The organism is Amycolatopsis sp. lyj-23 (genome assembly GCF_046549135.1).
Lineage (GTDB): Bacteria > Actinomycetota > Actinomycetes > Mycobacteriales > Pseudonocardiaceae > Amycolatopsis.
In genome coordinates, this window is sequence record NZ_JAJPWN010000012.1 from 263,045 (window position 1) to 277,281 (window position 14,237).

The 14,237-nt window shown below is 72.5% G+C and carries 18 protein-coding genes; 7 read left to right on the forward strand and 11 right to left on the reverse strand.

Annotation, left to right across the window (positions count from 1 at the left end; translation table 11 throughout):
* Window positions 1-4: 4 nt before the first annotated feature.
* Genes ACLJPY_RS29940 through nth form a run of 3 tightly spaced genes read right to left on the reverse strand, consistent with a single transcriptional unit; the run spans window position 5 to window position 1,970 of the window.
* Window positions 5-697, reverse strand: coding sequence for an NUDIX hydrolase (locus ACLJPY_RS29940; RefSeq protein ID WP_410593456.1), 693 nt, complete (start codon window positions 695-697; stop codon window positions 5-7).
* On the reverse strand, window positions 694-1,290 hold the full coding sequence (locus tag ACLJPY_RS29945) for a TlpA family protein disulfide reductase (protein ID WP_410593458.1): 597 nt from the start codon (window positions 1,288-1,290) through the stop codon (window positions 694-696). The genes ACLJPY_RS29940 and ACLJPY_RS29945 overlap by 4 nt, the downstream gene beginning before the upstream one ends.
* Window positions 1,287-1,970 carry an endonuclease III gene (gene nth, locus ACLJPY_RS29950; RefSeq protein WP_410593553.1) on the reverse strand — a complete coding sequence of 228 codons (684 nt, stop codon included), beginning with the start codon at window positions 1,968-1,970 and terminating at the stop codon, window positions 1,287-1,289. Before nth ends, ACLJPY_RS29945 begins: the two co-directional genes overlap by 4 nt.
* A 226-nt stretch (window positions 1,971-2,196) precedes the next feature.
* Between nth and ACLJPY_RS29955 the strand changes: the two genes are divergently transcribed.
* The 4 genes from ACLJPY_RS29955 (at window position 2,197) to ACLJPY_RS29970 (ending at window position 6,073) form a co-directional block, all read left to right on the forward strand.
* Window positions 2,197-2,448, forward strand: coding sequence for a hypothetical protein (locus ACLJPY_RS29955; protein ID WP_003081722.1), 252 nt, complete (start codon window positions 2,197-2,199; stop codon window positions 2,446-2,448).
* Between the two features lie 149 nt (window positions 2,449-2,597).
* Window positions 2,598-3,272 (forward strand): Crp/Fnr family transcriptional regulator, encoded by a 675-nt coding sequence (locus ACLJPY_RS29960; RefSeq protein ID WP_003081747.1) that lies wholly within the window; start codon window positions 2,598-2,600, stop codon window positions 3,270-3,272.
* Between the two features lie 445 nt (window positions 3,273-3,717).
* Window positions 3,718-4,971: an MFS transporter gene (locus tag ACLJPY_RS29965; protein WP_410593460.1), complete on the forward strand. Its 1,254-nt coding sequence runs from the start codon at window positions 3,718-3,720 to the stop codon at window positions 4,969-4,971.
* 40 nt (window positions 4,972-5,011) lie between these two features.
* Window positions 5,012-6,073, forward strand: coding sequence for a DNA polymerase III subunit beta (locus ACLJPY_RS29970; RefSeq protein ID WP_410593462.1), 1,062 nt, complete (start codon window positions 5,012-5,014; stop codon window positions 6,071-6,073).
* On the opposite strand, the gene ACLJPY_RS29975 is transcribed toward ACLJPY_RS29970, so the two are convergent.
* The 8 genes from ACLJPY_RS29975 to ACLJPY_RS30010 form a co-directional block, all read right to left on the reverse strand.
* Window positions 6,063-7,025 (reverse strand): hypothetical protein, encoded by a 963-nt coding sequence (locus ACLJPY_RS29975; RefSeq protein ID WP_410593463.1) that lies wholly within the window; start codon window positions 7,023-7,025, stop codon window positions 6,063-6,065. The two genes, ACLJPY_RS29970 and ACLJPY_RS29975, sit on opposite strands and share 11 nt — an antisense overlap.
* A gap of 123 nt (window positions 7,026-7,148) precedes the next feature.
* Window positions 7,149-7,400 (reverse strand): glutaredoxin family protein, encoded by a 252-nt coding sequence (locus tag ACLJPY_RS29980; protein ID WP_410593465.1) that lies wholly within the window; start codon window positions 7,398-7,400, stop codon window positions 7,149-7,151.
* The gene (locus tag ACLJPY_RS29985; protein WP_410593466.1) at window positions 7,397-8,167 is read right to left on the reverse strand and encodes an MBL fold metallo-hydrolase; all 771 of its coding nucleotides are present in this window, start codon (window positions 8,165-8,167) and stop codon (window positions 7,397-7,399) included. Before ACLJPY_RS29985 ends, ACLJPY_RS29980 begins: the two co-directional genes overlap by 4 nt.
* Window positions 8,164-8,982, reverse strand: a complete 819-nt coding sequence (locus ACLJPY_RS29990; RefSeq protein WP_410593468.1) for an NUDIX hydrolase — start codon at window positions 8,980-8,982, stop codon at window positions 8,164-8,166. The genes ACLJPY_RS29985 and ACLJPY_RS29990 overlap by 4 nt, the downstream gene beginning before the upstream one ends.
* 331 nt (window positions 8,983-9,313) lie before the next feature.
* A complete protein-coding gene (locus ACLJPY_RS29995) occupies window positions 9,314-10,438 on the reverse strand; it encodes a hypothetical protein (RefSeq protein ID WP_410593469.1) in 1,125 nt (374 codons plus the stop codon).
* 36 nt (window positions 10,439-10,474) lie between these two features.
* Entirely contained in the window at window positions 10,475-11,101 is a 627-nt protein-coding gene (locus ACLJPY_RS30000) for a hypothetical protein (protein WP_410593470.1), read from the reverse strand.
* Window positions 11,101-11,556: a RidA family protein gene (locus ACLJPY_RS30005; protein ID WP_348948873.1), complete on the reverse strand. Its 456-nt coding sequence runs from the start codon at window positions 11,554-11,556 to the stop codon at window positions 11,101-11,103. Before ACLJPY_RS30005 ends, ACLJPY_RS30000 begins: the two co-directional genes overlap by 1 nt.
* A 4-nt stretch (window positions 11,557-11,560) precedes the next feature.
* Window positions 11,561-11,722, reverse strand: coding sequence for a DUF4177 domain-containing protein (locus tag ACLJPY_RS30010; protein WP_003068074.1), 162 nt, complete (start codon window positions 11,720-11,722; stop codon window positions 11,561-11,563).
* 117 nt (window positions 11,723-11,839) lie between these two features.
* On the opposite strand from ACLJPY_RS30010, the gene ACLJPY_RS30015 reads away from it, so the two are divergent.
* The 3 genes from ACLJPY_RS30015 to ACLJPY_RS30025 are packed head-to-tail and all read left to right on the forward strand — an operon-like array spanning window position 11,840 to window position 14,235.
* Window positions 11,840-12,088, forward strand: a complete 249-nt coding sequence (locus ACLJPY_RS30015) for a hypothetical protein (RefSeq protein ID WP_410593472.1) — start codon at window positions 11,840-11,842, stop codon at window positions 12,086-12,088.
* Window positions 12,089-12,109: 21 nt separating this feature from the next.
* Window positions 12,110-13,117, forward strand: coding sequence for an ArsA-related P-loop ATPase (locus ACLJPY_RS30020; RefSeq protein WP_410593473.1), 1,008 nt, complete (start codon window positions 12,110-12,112; stop codon window positions 13,115-13,117).
* The gene (locus tag ACLJPY_RS30025; protein ID WP_410593475.1) at window positions 13,114-14,235 is read left to right on the forward strand and encodes an ArsA family ATPase; all 1,122 of its coding nucleotides are present in this window, start codon (window positions 13,114-13,116) and stop codon (window positions 14,233-14,235) included. Before ACLJPY_RS30020 ends, ACLJPY_RS30025 begins: the two co-directional genes overlap by 4 nt.
* The last annotated feature ends 2 nt before the right edge of the window (window positions 14,236-14,237 follow it).

The following is a 14,237-nucleotide window of genomic DNA, read 5'->3' on the forward strand; positions in this document are numbered from 1 at the left end:
GGTGTCATCCCTTCACGCGGGCCTGGTAGGCGGCCAGCGCCTCGTCGAGGTCGCGGACTTCGCCCGAATCCCAGTCGCGTTCCCAGCCTCCCAGGCTCAGGAGGACCGACAGCAACCCGGCGGTGAACCCCCAGACGAACAGGCCGCCGACCTCGAAGGCCGGCCCCTTCCAGGGCGCGCCCTTCTTCTGCACCGTGAACCGGTTCGCGGGGTCGACCAGGTCGGCGATGGGCACGCGCGCGACGGACGCCGTCTCGGCCGGGTCCACCGCGTGGACCGGCGACGGTTCCGCCCAGTGCGCCAGCACCGGCGTCACGGCGAACCCGGACACCGGGACGAACAGCTCCGGCAGCACCGCGACCGGCCGGACACCGGACGGGACCACGCCGGTCTCCTCCTCGGCCTCGCGCAGCGCGGTGCCGATCGGGCCGCCGTCGCCGTCTTCGGCGCCGCCGCCCGGGAAGGCGACCTGACCGGCGTGCGAGCCCAGCGTGTCGGCGCGGCGCTGCAGGAGCACGTCCGGCTCGCCGTCGGCCTCACGCTCACCGAAGAGGACGAGGACGGCGGCTGGGCGCGTATAGGCGTTCTCGGGCGGGCTGAACCGGGTGAACGTCTTCGAATCAACCTCGCCGCTCACCTTGACCAGCGGCCGGAGCCACTCGGGGACCGACTCGGGTTCGACAAGTGGTCCGATCACGATGCCCCCTCGACTGCCGCGCGCACCTGGTCAGTGTTCACGAAGGTGGGTGGATTCGCGATGAACCGGATCTCGCCGGCCGCGGTGACGAGGTAGGACGCCGGGAGCCTCGGCGGCACCTTCAGCGCGTTCCGGACCGGACCGGTCTGCCCGTTGCCGTCGTACACCGACGGCAGGTGCACGCCCAGCTTGGCCAGCAGGTCCAGGCCGTCCTTCGCCGGGCTCTGCACCTGGACGCCGAGGACCCGCACGGCTCCCGGCTGCTTCGCGTACTCCTGGAGCACGGGCAGCTCGGTCCGGCACGGCTCGCACCACGACGCCCACACGTTGACCAGCACCGGAGCCCCGGCGAGCGCCTTGCCGACGTCGACGCTCGCGCCGTCGCCGAGGCAGTCCGCCGTGACGCCTTCGAGCTGCTTCACCGGCTGTGCGGCCCCCGGCGCCGGGCACGGCTGGAGCGCCGCCGCGGACCGGGCCGGCCCGAGGTCGCCGGCCGGTTTCGCGGCAGAGTCACCCCCGCGCGGCAGCAACGCGACGATCAGCGCCACGGCCAGCACGGCGGCAGCGATCGCCCACTTGGTGACTCTCGTCACCGGGGCGCCGCCATGGCCAGGATGTGGTCCTTTTCTTCGCCTTTGACCAGCTTCGCGGCTTCCTCGAACCCGGTCGGCCCGGTGCCGTAGGACGGGCAGTCCTTGGCCAGCGGGCAGGCGCCGCAGGCCGGCTTCTTGGCGTGGCAGACGCGGCGGCCGTGGAAGATCACCCGGTGGGAGAGCATCGTCCACTCCTTGCGGGGGATCAGCTCACCGATCGCGTGCTCGACCTTGACCGGGTCCTCCTCCGCCGTCCAGCCCCAGCGCCGGACCAGCCGGCCGAAGTGGGTGTCGACGGTGATGCCCGGGACGTCGAAGGCGTTGCCGAGGACGACGTTGGCCGTCTTGCGCCCGACGCCGGGCAGCGTGACCAGGTCTTCGAGCTTGCCGGGGACCTCGCCGCCGAAGCGCTCGACCAGCGCGGCGCCCAGGCCCATGACGGAGTTCGCCTTGGCCCGGTAGAAGCCGGTGCTGCGGAGGTACTCCTCCAGCTCGGTGCGGTCGGCGCCCGCGTAGTCGGCGGCGGTCTGGTAGCGCTTGAACAGCGCGGGGGTGACGAGGTTCACCCGGACGTCGGTGGTCTGCGCGGACAGCACGACCGCGACCAGCAGTTCCAGCGGCGTGGTGAAGTCGAGCTCGCAGTGGGCGCCCGGATACACGTCGTCGAGGCAACGCTTCATCCGCCTGGCGCGTCTCACCAGAGCCAATCGGCTTTCACCAGCGCCCTCTCGGGGGGCGTTCGTGGTGGCAGGTGGCACCCCGATAGCCTACGGGCGCCGTCGGACGAGCCGGTGACTGCACCGGTGGACGACCGACACGCCAGAGCACCACCTCGGCGCGTTTTCCGGCCGCCATGAGCGAGGATCTGGAGTAGATGCTTTCCATCGAGTGTTTCGGGGTCCGGTCATGACCGTCTGGTTCGTCATCCTGGTTCCCCTGGTGATCATGTTCTTCGCGCTGGGCATGGAGCGCGTCGAGAGCAGGCTGAAGCACGTCGCGGTGCAGGAGAACGAGGTCGAAGAGTTCCTCGAGCAGGCGCAGCCCAACGAGGTCAGGGCGCTCTACGGGCACGGCATCGGGCGTGCGCTCGAGCTGTTCCGGCTGCGTAGGCTGGGCGGACGGGCAGCCAGGCTACGCGCGCGTCGCGTGCGGAGTTAGGCTCCACGTTCGAACGAGATCGTTTGGCCGGGCCGCGCGTCCGACGGGCGATCTCGGGAGTACGCCCTAGACTGACGCGCAAGTGATCGGCGTCACGCTCCTCCAGCCCCGGGGGAGCGCGCACGTTTCTCGACGAGGAGGCACCCGAGGTGGACGAAACCCTGGCCCGTGCGGGCATTTTCCAGGGTGTGGAGCCGGCAGCGGCGGAGGCGCTGGCCCAGACCTTGGAATCCGTGGAGTTCCCCCGCGGCCATGTCATCTTCAACGAGGGCGAGCCCGGCGACAAGCTGTACATCATCCAGTCCGGCAAGGTGAAGATCGGCCGCAAGTCCCCGGACGGCCGCGAGAACCTGCTGGGCATCTTCGGCCCGTCCGACATGTTCGGCGAGCTGTCCATCTTCGACCCCGGTCCCCGGACGTCGAGCGCGACCACGGTCACCGAGGTCCGCGCGGTCACCATGGACCGCCCGGCCCTGCGGCAGTGGATCTCGACCCGCCCGGAGATCGCCGAGCAGCTGCTGCGCGTGGTCGCGCGCCGCCTGCGCCGGACGAACAACATGGTCGCGGAGCTGATCTTCACCGACGTCCCGGGCCGCGTGGCGCGGGCGCTGCTGCAGCTCGCGCAGCGGTTCGGCAGCCAGGAGGCGGGCCTGCTGCGGGTCACGCACGACCTGACGCAGGAAGAGATCGCCCAGTACGTCGGCGCCTCGCGCGAGACCGTCAACAAGGCGCTGGCCGACTTCGCCCACCGCGGCTGGCTGCGGCTCGAGGGCAAGAGCGTGCTGATCCTGGACCCGGAGCGGCTGGCCCGCCGGGCCCGCTGAAGTCCTTCCGAAGTCTTAAGAAGCCGTCTCACGAAGAAGGCCCCTCGGGTTGCCGAGGGGCCTTCTTCGTGTCTTCATGTTTCATAACAAAGAGCCGGGCGCCACCCCCGACGTGGCGCACCGGCTCTTCGTTGTTGCGCGGACCATCCCCCGACGATCCGCGCTCCCCGCCCTCCGGGCCAGGCCCCGACCCGTGTGCCGGAGGGAGCTGGGTTTTTCGTGCTGTCGTTCAACCATCACGGCCCATACCCACGAATTCAAGGCCATTCACTCTCAAGGACGCCGTCCGGGGCGTTTCGTTGCAGGATTCCACGGAGAATATCGTCAGCGTTACCCGATCGAGACGTGTTGGCCCGGCTTCAAGATCCACTACCGGTGTCGCGGTGACGCACGTGACCGGTAAATAACTGGTACTGACGTACCAGTCTGCGGCATACTTGTACGCGTGTCCCAGTCTGTCTCGAACCACGAAAGCCGCACGTCCCTCGCCGACTACCGCACCGCGCTGACGACCCGCGCCGCCCGGCGGCCCGCCGTCGCGTCCGTGCTCGCGCGCCTGCCGATCGCGATGATCGGCATTTCGGCCCTGCTCTACGTCCAGCGCGAGACGGGTTCCTTCGCCGTCGCGGGGCTCGTCTCCGCCGGTTCGCTCGTCGGGGTGTCGGTCGGTGCGGTCGTGCAGGGCAGGCTGATCGACCGGTTCGGGCCGACGCGGCCGCTGCTCGTCGTCTCGGTCCTGCTGGCGCTTTCGATGGGTGCGCTGGTGACCGCCATCGAGTCGCACGCCGAGACGGCCGTGCTCGTCGCGCTGGGTGCCCTCACCGGGCTGACCGAGCCGATGGTCGGGTCGGCGTCACGGGCGCTGTGGGGACGGCTGCTGCCGCCGGGAGGCGCGCGCAACGCCGCGTTCTCCTACGAGGCGATCAGCATGGAGGTCTTCTTCATCCTCGGCCCCGGGGTGGCCGGGTTGCTCGTCATGGCGCCGTGGGCGGGGACCGGCCTGGTGCTGGGCGTCACGCTGCAGTTCACCGGCGCGGTGCTGTTCGCGCTGAGCCCGGCCGTGCGGCAGTGGGGTCCGTCCGCCGGTTCGCGGGGTTCGCTGCTGGGCGCGCTGACGAGCCCGGGCATGCGCACGCTGGCGCTCGCCGCGCTGGGCTTCGGCGTGGTGATCGGGTTCGTCGAGGTCGCCGTGCCGGCGGCCGCCACCGAAGCGGGCCACGCGTCCGTCGGTGGCCTCCTGCTGTCGGCGTGGTCGCTGAGCTCGGTCGCGTTCGGCGTCGCCTACAGCCTGCGGCCGTGGCCCCGGCAGCTGGGCCTGCGGCTGCCGGTGCTGCTCGGCGGGTTCGGTGCGCTGGTCGCGCTGCTCGCGTGGCCGTCGTCGCTGTGGGGGCTGGCCCTGATGATGCTGCTGGCGGGCGCGTTGATCACCCCGCAGTCGACCGCCCACTCGACGACGATCGAGGTCGTCGCGCCGTCCGGGACGGCCGCGGAGGCGTTCGGCTGGGTGCTCACCGCCGTGACGCTGGGGCTGGCGGCCGGCCAGTCGATCAGCGGGTACGTCGTCGAGCACGCCGGTCCGGGTGCGGCGTTCCTGGCGGCGAGCGTGGCCGGGCTGGCGCTCGCGGCGGTCGTCTGGCTCCTGCGCGGCACGGTCCGGCCGGCGCAGCCCGCTCCGGCTCCTTCGCTGGTCAACGCCTAGTCCGGCGGTTTTTGTCGGTGCCTCCCGCTAGCTTGCGGGGATGGACGTCACCGCGCCTGCCCACCGCCTCTCGGCGGCCGTCTCCGCCGCGTCGCGCCTGCTGCCGGCCCGCGCCGGGCTCCGCCTGGCGGCCGGCGCGGCGGGGCTGACGGTCACCGGGAGCGACCCGGACCTCGCCGTCCGGCTCGACTGCCCGGCGACCACGCACACCGACGGTTCGGTCGTCGTCCCCGCGGCCCCGCTGGCGGAGACGCTGAAGGTGCTCGACGCGGAACTGGTGCGCCTGGTCGTCGAAGGCACGCGCCTGGCCTTGCGGCTGGACAACGCCCGGTTCGCGCTGCCCCTGCTGCCGGAGTCCGCCGTCCCGCCGCCAGCACCGGCCCGGGTGTCCGAAGTGGACGGAGCCGCGTTCGCGTCGGCCCTGCGGATCGTCGCGGGCACGGCGGCGAAGGACGACCCGCTGCCGCTGTTCACCGGCGTCCGGCTGCAGGCGGCCGGCGCCCGGCTGACGCTGACGGCGTCCGACCGCTACCGGATGGCGGTGGCCCGGTTGCCGCTGGCCTCGCCGGGTGACCTGGACGTCCTGGTGCCGGCGGCCTTGCTGTCGGAGGCGGCCCGGCAGGCCCGCGGCCGGGTGGGCCTGCACGTGGGGCCGGGCCGGTTCGGGGTGAGCTGGCCCGGCGGCCTGGTCGCGACGGCGGTGCTCGACGCCGGCTTCCTGTCGGCGGAGTCGATCCCGGCGGGCACGGTGGACACAACGGTGGCCGTGGCCGCGGACGCGCTCGCGGCCGCGGTCCGCCGCGTGGGCGTGTACGCCGAGGACAGGCGGGTGCTCACCCTGGAGGTCGGTGACACCCAGGTCCGCTTGGCCGGCGCCCGGCAGGACACGGGCGAGGCCGAGGAAGTGCTGAAGGCGGACGTCGGCGGCGGCCGGACGTCGCCGTCGTTCCAGGCGCGGTACCTGCTCGACGCGCTGGCGGCGTTCGCGGGCGAGCGGGTGGTGCTGTCGATCCAGCCGGGGATGCGGGCGTGCATCCTGCGGGCGGCCGAGCCCGGGGAGGTGGCGCTGACGTACTACCTGATGCCCATGCTCAGCCGATGAGCTCGGACAGGTCACGGAGGACGACGTCGGCCGCCGGCCCGGCGGTGAACTGGCCGACGGTCAGCACCGCACTGCCGAAGCGGTCCTCGTAGGCCTGCCGCAGGCGCGGTGACGAGCGGCCGAGCGCCCACCCGATCGTCGACGTGCTGGTGCGCAGGTACTCGACGGGCGCGGAGCCGAGCACGTACAGCTCGGCGCGGCGATCCCCGCGGTCGAGGACCAGGCCGACCAGGTCGGCGACGAGCAGGCGCTTGCGCAACGTGTTGCAGCCCTTCCACTGGGCGGCTTTGAATTCGGCCACGCGGCGGTCGGTCTCGAGGTCGAACTTGCGGCTGCCGTCGTTCGCGGAGGCCAGCGACGGGCGCCGGACGATGCGTTCGCCGGGCTCGAGGATCTTCGGCAGCGCCCGGACGATCATCGCGGCGTGGATGAGGTCGTTGACGTGGCCGGCGTGCTGCCGCACCAGCAGCGCGCCGTGGAGCAGGTCCCGGGTGAGGCCTTCGGGGGCGACCCGCTCCTGGACGGTCTCGCTGTCGGCGCCCTCCAGGCGGTCTTCCAGGCGGCTCACCCGGCTGGTGAGGTCCTCCTCGCCGAAGAACTCGTGCAGGTCGATGAACGACTTGATCGCCGAGCCGAGGTCGCTCGTGCGCGGCGACGGCTCGGCGGCCGGTCCGGCGGCGGCCGGCACGCCGGGCTCGTAGGGCAGCGGGCTCGTCTCGAACCCGAGCCGCCGGAGCTGCCGGATCGCGTAGTGCGAGATGAAGTCGGTCCGCGGCACCCCGACGGCGCGCTCGAAGATCTGCCTCGGCGGCCACCGCTGCTCCCCGATCGCCACCCAGTGCGTGCGGATCGGCTCCGGGCCGCCCAGCCCGGCCGCGCGCAGCACCTGCGTCCGGCTCAGGTGGTGCTGCTCGCCGTTGAGGATGAAGTCGATCGCCCGCTCATCGTCCATAGGCTCTGAGTCGCCCGGACGCCTCCTTGCGCTACAACGTCCGGAGGATCGGCACGGCCCCAGCCGGTGTCGACAAGTCGGCTGGGGCCGCGCGGTCCGGCCCGGTCCCCGGGCGGGACGCGGTCAGGCCGACGCGGCCTTGACCGCCGCCTCGACCTCGGCGAACGACGGGTTCACCATGGCCTTCGAGCCGACGATCACCGTCGGCACGGTCTCGTTGCCGTTCGCGACCTCGCGCACCCGCGCGGCCGCCGCCGGGTCCTCCCAGATGTTGATCGCGCGGATGTTGAAGCCGCTCTTCGACAGCGGCCGCTCCAGCGCGGCGCAGAACCCGCACCCCGGCCGCCAGTAGAACTCGACCTCGACGTTGCTCATCCGTTGTCCTCCGACCGCAAGTAGTCCAGCTGCGCCTGCACGCTCCACTCGGCGGGCGCCCACAGCGCCCGGTCGACGTCGGCGTACACGACCTCGACGACCTGGCGCGGGGTGGCGTCCGCCCCGAGCGTCTTCAGAGCCGAACGCACCTGATCGAGCCGCTGTTCCCGGTGCGCGAGGTACTCGCGCGCGGTCGCGGGCAGATCGGGCAGCTCCGGACCGTGGCCGGGGAGGCCGGTCGTCCCCGCCGGCAGCTCGATCAGCTTCCGCAGCGACCGCAGGTAGTCGCCGAGGTCGTGCAGCACCGTCGTGCCGCGGCCGAGGATCGTGTCGCCGGTCAGCACCTGGCCGTCGAGGACCAGCGACACGGAGTCGTCGGTGTGGCCCGGCGTGTGCAGCACGCGGATGGCCAGGCCGCCCGCTTCGAGCACTTCACCGTCCACAAAGGACGAAGCATCGCGGCACAGGGCCGGGTCGAACGCCCGCACCGGCGCGCCGACGCGCTCGGCGAGCCACGGCGCACCCTCGGCGTGGTCGGGGTGGTGGTGCGTGAGCAGGATCAGCTCCACCTCGCCGGCCCCGGCGAGCCGTTCGAGGTGCTCGAGGTCGCGGTAGCCCGGGTCGACGACGACGGCCGGGGTGTCCGGCGTCGCCCGCAGGACCCAGCTGTTGGTGCCTTCGAGCGTCATCGACGACGGGTTGTTCTCCAGCAGCACCGAAGCGGTGTCGGACACCTGGCGCAGGACGCCGTAGGCCGGGGCGGTCATCGCGGCTCCAGGACGACTCGGACGTGGTCGTTCTCACGCACCAGCGTCGGCGCGATCCGGACGATCTCGCGCGGCGCGTCCAGCACGTCGTCGGCGGTGGCGAACTCCGCCAGCTCGCTCAGGGTCAGCCAGGTCGGCGGCATCAGCATCCGGCGGCCTTCGCGCGCGTCGGCGATGGCTTCTTCGGGACGCTGCCAGCCGGAGCTCGACGCCTCCGACGTCGCCCCGTCGGCTTCCTGGCCTTCGGGCAGCTTCGCGACGTAGAACCGGGTGTCGTAGCGACGCGGCTCCTGCTCGGGCGTGATCCAGTGCGCCCACGGGCGCAGCAGGTCGGCCCGCAGCGTCAGGCCGGCGTCGGCGAGGAACCCGGCCAGCGACACCTCCCGCGTTTCCAGCGCCTGGCGGGCCGCGGCGTACGGCGTGACGTCGGTGAGCACGGCGTCCGCGCCGCCCGCGAGCAGCACGCCGGACTCCTCGAACGTCTCGCGCACGGCTGCGCAGGTCAGCGCCCGCGCGAGCGCTTCGTCGCAGCTGAACCGCGAAGCCCACCACGACGGCTCGGGTCCGGCCCACGCCACCGAGGTGTCGGCGTCGCGCCGGTCGACCCCGCCGCCGGGGAAGACGGTCATGCCGCCCGCGAACGGCATGCCCTTGACCCGGTGCTGGAGGAAGACCTCGACGCCGTCGGCGCCGTCGCGGACCAGGATGACGGTGGCCGCGTCCTTCGGCGTCGCCGGCGGGCCGTCGGCGTTGGCGCGGGTGGCGACCCCGGCGCCGACCGGGATGTCGAAGACGAACTCCGTTGGCTGCTCCACCCGGGCAACATACCTCCGCCACCCGACGCGCCGTCGCGCAGTTGTGGCACGCCGGACAGCACCAAGAGGGCACTTTCACGTGAAAGTGCCCTCTTGGCGAGAAACTGGGACTACGGAGCCGTCCAGCCGCGCTGGTCGCCGCCGGAACGGGACGCGCCGTTGAGGCGCATCTTCGCCGCCTCCGCCCGCTCGCGCTCGGCCAGCTCCGCGTGCAGCTCACGCAGCAACGCGCGGTCGCGCTCGCTCAGGCTCGGGTCGTCCAGGTCCAGCGCCGGCAGACGAAAGGCGGCCCTCCCGACACCGGGAGAGCCGCCTTCTCGCGAACAGAGTCCTACGGGGCCGTCCAGCCGCGCTGGTCGCCGCCGGAACGGGAAGCGCCGTTGAGGCGCATCTTCGCCGCCTCCGCCCGCTCGCGCTCGGCCAGCTCCGCGTGCAGCTCACGCAGCAACGCCCGGTCGCGCTCGCTCAGGCTCGGGTCGTCCAGGTCCAGCGCCGGCAGCTCGACGACCTCGTGCATAGACGGCTTGCCCGCGGCGATCTCGCGGCCCTTCTCCGGGTCCTCGGCCAGCGCCTGCCGCAGCTGCGCCACCTCGGCCGGGGTCAGGTCGGCCGTGCGCTCCGCCCGGGTCTCCGAGTGCGCCTTGCGGGGCGGCTCGGGGGCCGGCGGCGACACGATCGGCACCACCGGGGCGACCGGCTCGACCGGCGCCGTCGTGGTGCTGCTCGAGCGCATGCTGTGCCTGCTGCCCGACTCCGCGACCGGCTCCGGCGTCACCGGGGCCGCCGGCTTGACCGGCTCCGAGCGGTACGACGACGAGCTCGACGTCGTGCTTCCGGTGACCCAGGCCGGCGACGCGGCCGCCGAAGCGGCCTGGTGGTACTCGGAGTGCGCGACGCCGGGGCCGCTGACCTCGACGACGGAGTGGATCCCGGCCCGGCGCAACGCCGTGTCGACGCGGAACGCAACCGCGGGCGGGTTGCCCTCCGGCCCCAGCTCGACCAGCACCACGCGCTGCGGCAGCGCGCCCGGCACGCTGCCGGCCGGGGTGTTGCGCCACACCGCGTGCACCGAGCGGACGTCCGGCAGCACCTGCAGGGTCCGGTCGAGCGCCTCGGCGATGCCGAACTCCGGGGCGTTCTCGCCGCTGAACCGGTGCGTGTTGACCGGCTCGGTCTCGTCGACCAGCAGGTCGTTCGCCAGCGTCGCGTCCGACCGGCTCATCTCGAGGACCAGCGCCAGTTCGCGCTGCTCGGCGGAACTGACCGGGATCCGGCCCGCGATGAGCGTGCCGGTGGTCAGCTCGACCGCCTCGTCGATGTGGGCACGGGCGATCAGCTCACGCGCTTCGGTGAGCGCGCTGTCGTCGATCCGGCCCGCCAGGGCCAGCAACAGGTTGTGCAGGCGCAGGGGCACCGAGAACCCGTCCATGGGCGGGCCGTCGTGGACCTCCACCATTGCCTTGCTCCCTCCCAGCTCGCTGGCGGGCGAGCGTTATGCGGCTACTAGCCGGGTCCCCGCCGCGGCACCCACGCAGACCAGCTCTGAGTCGGCCAGCGCGGCCCGGTGGTACCCCGGCAGGTCGAAGCGCGGCGGGATGACCTCGACGCTGGGCTCTTCGTCGCCCAGCACCCGCAGCACCCGCTGCAGTTCGCCGGTCAACCTCGGCAGCCCCGTCAGCGCGGTGATCAGCAGGACGCGCTTGGCGGTGCCCTGCCCGACCACACCGACGTGTCGCCAGCTCTGCCGCACTTCCCCCACGTCCGGGCGTCCGCGCAACGTTGCGTGGATCAACACGGACACGGAGTCGACCGAGTTAACCCATTCGGGCGCACTCGACGTGAATGTGTACCGGTTCTCGGTGACGTCGTCTACCCCCAACGTCGAACTGACCTGGTGCCAGTCCGCGCCGTGCGGGATGAGACCGGCCACGAGCAGCCGGTACTCCGTCTGGTCGAGGTCGATCCTGTGCTTAAGCAAAGACCTCGGCAGGGTGCGCGCGAGCGTGCCCATGGCGCCTTCGCCGAGCCAGTCGCGGAACCGCCACAGCAGCTGGTCGGGCAGCCGCCCAGCCAGCCGGAGCAGCAGCTCGTGGGTGGACTGCTCGATGTCCGGGTCCATCACTGCACCTCCACGATGAGTTCGACCTCCACCGGCGAGCCGATGGGCAGCTCCGCGACGCCGACGGCCGAGCGGGCGTGGATGCCCGCGTCGCCGAAGACCTCGCCGAGCAGCTCGGACGCGCCGTTGACGACCGCAGGCTGGCCGGTGAAGCCCTCCGCGGAAGCCACGAAGCCGACAACCTTGACGATCCGCACGACGTTGTCAATGCCGACCAGGGCGTGCACGGCCGCGAGCGCGTTGAGCGCGGAGGTGCGGGCGTGGCCCTTCGCCTCTTCGGGGCTGATCTCCGCGCCGACCTTGCCGGTCGCGGCGAGCACGCCGTCGACGAAGGGCAGCTGGCCGGAGGTGTAGACGTGCTTGCCGCTCTGCACGGCAGGCACGTATGCGGCCAGCGGGGCCGCCACGCCGGGCAACTCGATGCCGAGCTCCTTCAGCCGTTCGCTCCAGCTCACCGGGTCAGCCCTTCGGACGCTTCAGGTAGGCGACGTGCTGCTCGCCGCTCGGGTTCGGCAGCACGGTGACCAGCTCCCAGCCGTCCTCGCCCCACTGGTCGAGGATCTGCTTCGTGGCGTGGATCAGCAGAGGGACGGTGGCGTACTCCCACTTGGTGGCGCTCATGAACCGGGAGCGTAGCCAAGCGGGCAAGACCGGCGCGGGCCACCGCCGGAAAACCGCACGCGACGCGCCGGACTGTGTGCCATCTCACGTCCGACGGCGAGCGGCTAGCGTGGCCGGGTGGAGACGTGGCGGGTGCTCGCGACGGCGTTGCTCGCGGCGGCCGGGCTGCCGCTCGTGCTCGTCGTCATGGCCAAAGTGCGCGACCGGACGCAGAGCTCCGGCCAGGTCGCGCTGGGCGGGGTGATCACCTTCACGCTGCTGGTCGTGGTGGGCGTGCTCACGCTCACCGTGCTGCCCGGCCTCGTGAGCTGGGTGCTCGTGGCGGGGGTCGCCGCTGCGGTCAGCGTCATGCTGCTGGCCAGCTGAACGCCGGTTTAGGGTGAAGAAGTGACCACTTCCCATGCCGGCTGGACCGACGAGCTTGCCCGCGCCCGGCTGCACTTCGTCACCGGCAAGGGCGGGACCGGCAAGACGACGCTGGCCGCCGCGCTCGGCCTCGCGCTCGCCCGGCAGGGCCGTCGCGTGCTGCTCATCGAGGTCGAAGGCCGGCAGGGCATCGCCCAGCTCTTCGACACCGAGCCGCTGCCCTACGCCGAGCAGCGCATCGCGTCCGTCCCCGGCGGGGGCGAGCTGCGGGCGCTGCACATCGACGTCGAAGCCGCGCTGCTCGAGTACTTCGAGATGTTCTACAACCTCGGCTTCGCCGGCCGGACGCTGCGGCGGATGGGCGCGATCGAGTTCGCGACCACCCTCGCGCCCGGGCTACGGGACGTCCTGCTCACCGGGAAGATCAAGGAGTGCGTCGGCCGCACCGAGTCCGACGGGCGGCACACCTACGACGCCGTCGTCGTCGACTCGCCGCCGACCGGCCGGGTGGTCAAGTTCCTCGACGTCACCAAGGCCCTGACCGACCTGGCGAAGACCGGTCCGATCCGCGGCCAGGCCGAGGGCGTCGTGCGGCTGCTGCACTCCGGCGAGACCGTCATCCACCTGGCCACGCTGCTGGAGGAGATGCCGGTCCGCGAGACCGTCGAGGCCGTCGCCGAGCTGGACGGCGCCGACCTGCGCCCGGGCGCGGTGCTGGTCAACCGGGTCCGGCCGGAGCGGCTGCCCGCCCGCTCGATCACCGCGGCCGCGGACGGGCGCGTCGACGCCTCGCGCGTGCGCACCGGGCTCGCGGCGGCCGGGCTGAAGCTGCCGCAGGACACCCTGGACGCGCTGGTCGACGAGACCGTCGAGCACGCCGTGCGGGTGGCGGCCGAGCAGCGGGCCCGGGAGCAGCTCGCCGAGGCCGACCTGCCGACCATGGAGCTGCCGGACCTGACCGAAGGCGTCGACGTCGCCGCCCTCTACGACCTGGCCGAAGCCCTGACCGACCAGGGGGTGCGGTTGTGACCACCATCGACATCGACGCGCTGCTCGACGACCCGGAAAGCCGCGTGATCGTCTGCTGCGGCTCCGGCGGCGTCGGCAAGACGACGACCGCGGCCGCGCTGGCCCTGCGCGCGGCCGAGCGCGGCAGGCAGACCGTCGTGCTGACCATCGACCCCGCCCGGCGGCTGGCGCAGGCGCTCGGCCTGCGCGAACTCGGCAACCACCCGAGGCAGGTGCAGGTCGACGGGTTCGAGCCCAAGGGCGAGCTGTGGGCGATGATGCTGGACATGCGCCGCACGTTCGACGACATGGTCCGCGTGCACGCCGGCCCGGAACGCGCCGAGCAGCTGCTCCAGAACCCCTTCTACCAGACGATTTCCACGTCGTTCTCCGGCACGCAGGAGTACATGGCGATGGAGAAGCTGGGCCAGCTCGCCGCCACCGGCGAGTGGGACCTGATCATCGTCGACACCCCGCCGAGCCGGTCCGCGCTGGACTTCCTCGACGCGCCGACCCGGCTGTCGTCCGCGTTGGACGGCCGGATGATCCGGCTGCTGACGGCCCCGGCGAAGGCAGGCGGCTGGGGCCTGCGCAAGGTCGTCAACGCCGGGTTCTCGATGTTCGCCAAGGCCGTGTCGACGATCATCGGCGGCCAGCTGCTGACCGACGCGTCGGCGTTCATGCAGGCCTTCGACAGCATGTTCGGCGGTTTCCGCGAGCGCGCCCGCAAGACCGCCGAGCTGCTGCGCTCGTCCGGGACGTCGTTCCTCGTGGTGGCTGCGCCGGAGCCGGACGCGCTGCGCGAGGCGTCCTACTTCGTCGAGCGGCTCTCGGCCGAGTCGATGCCGCTGGCCGGGCTGATCGCCAACCGGACGCACCCGGTGCTCGCGAAGCTGTCCGGCTCGGAGGCGCTGGCGGCGGCCGAGTCGCTGCAGGAGGGCGACACGAACGCGCCGCTGGCCGAGGCCGTGCTGCGGCTGCACGCCGACCGCGTCGGGCTCGCGGCCCGCGAGGAGCGGCTGCTGGCCCGGTTCACCCGCGCGCACCCCGAGGTGGCGCTGGCCCGGGTGCCCGCGCTGGCCGGCGACGTCCACGACCTCGACGGCCTGCGCGACATCGGCGTGAAGCTCGCCGGCTGAGA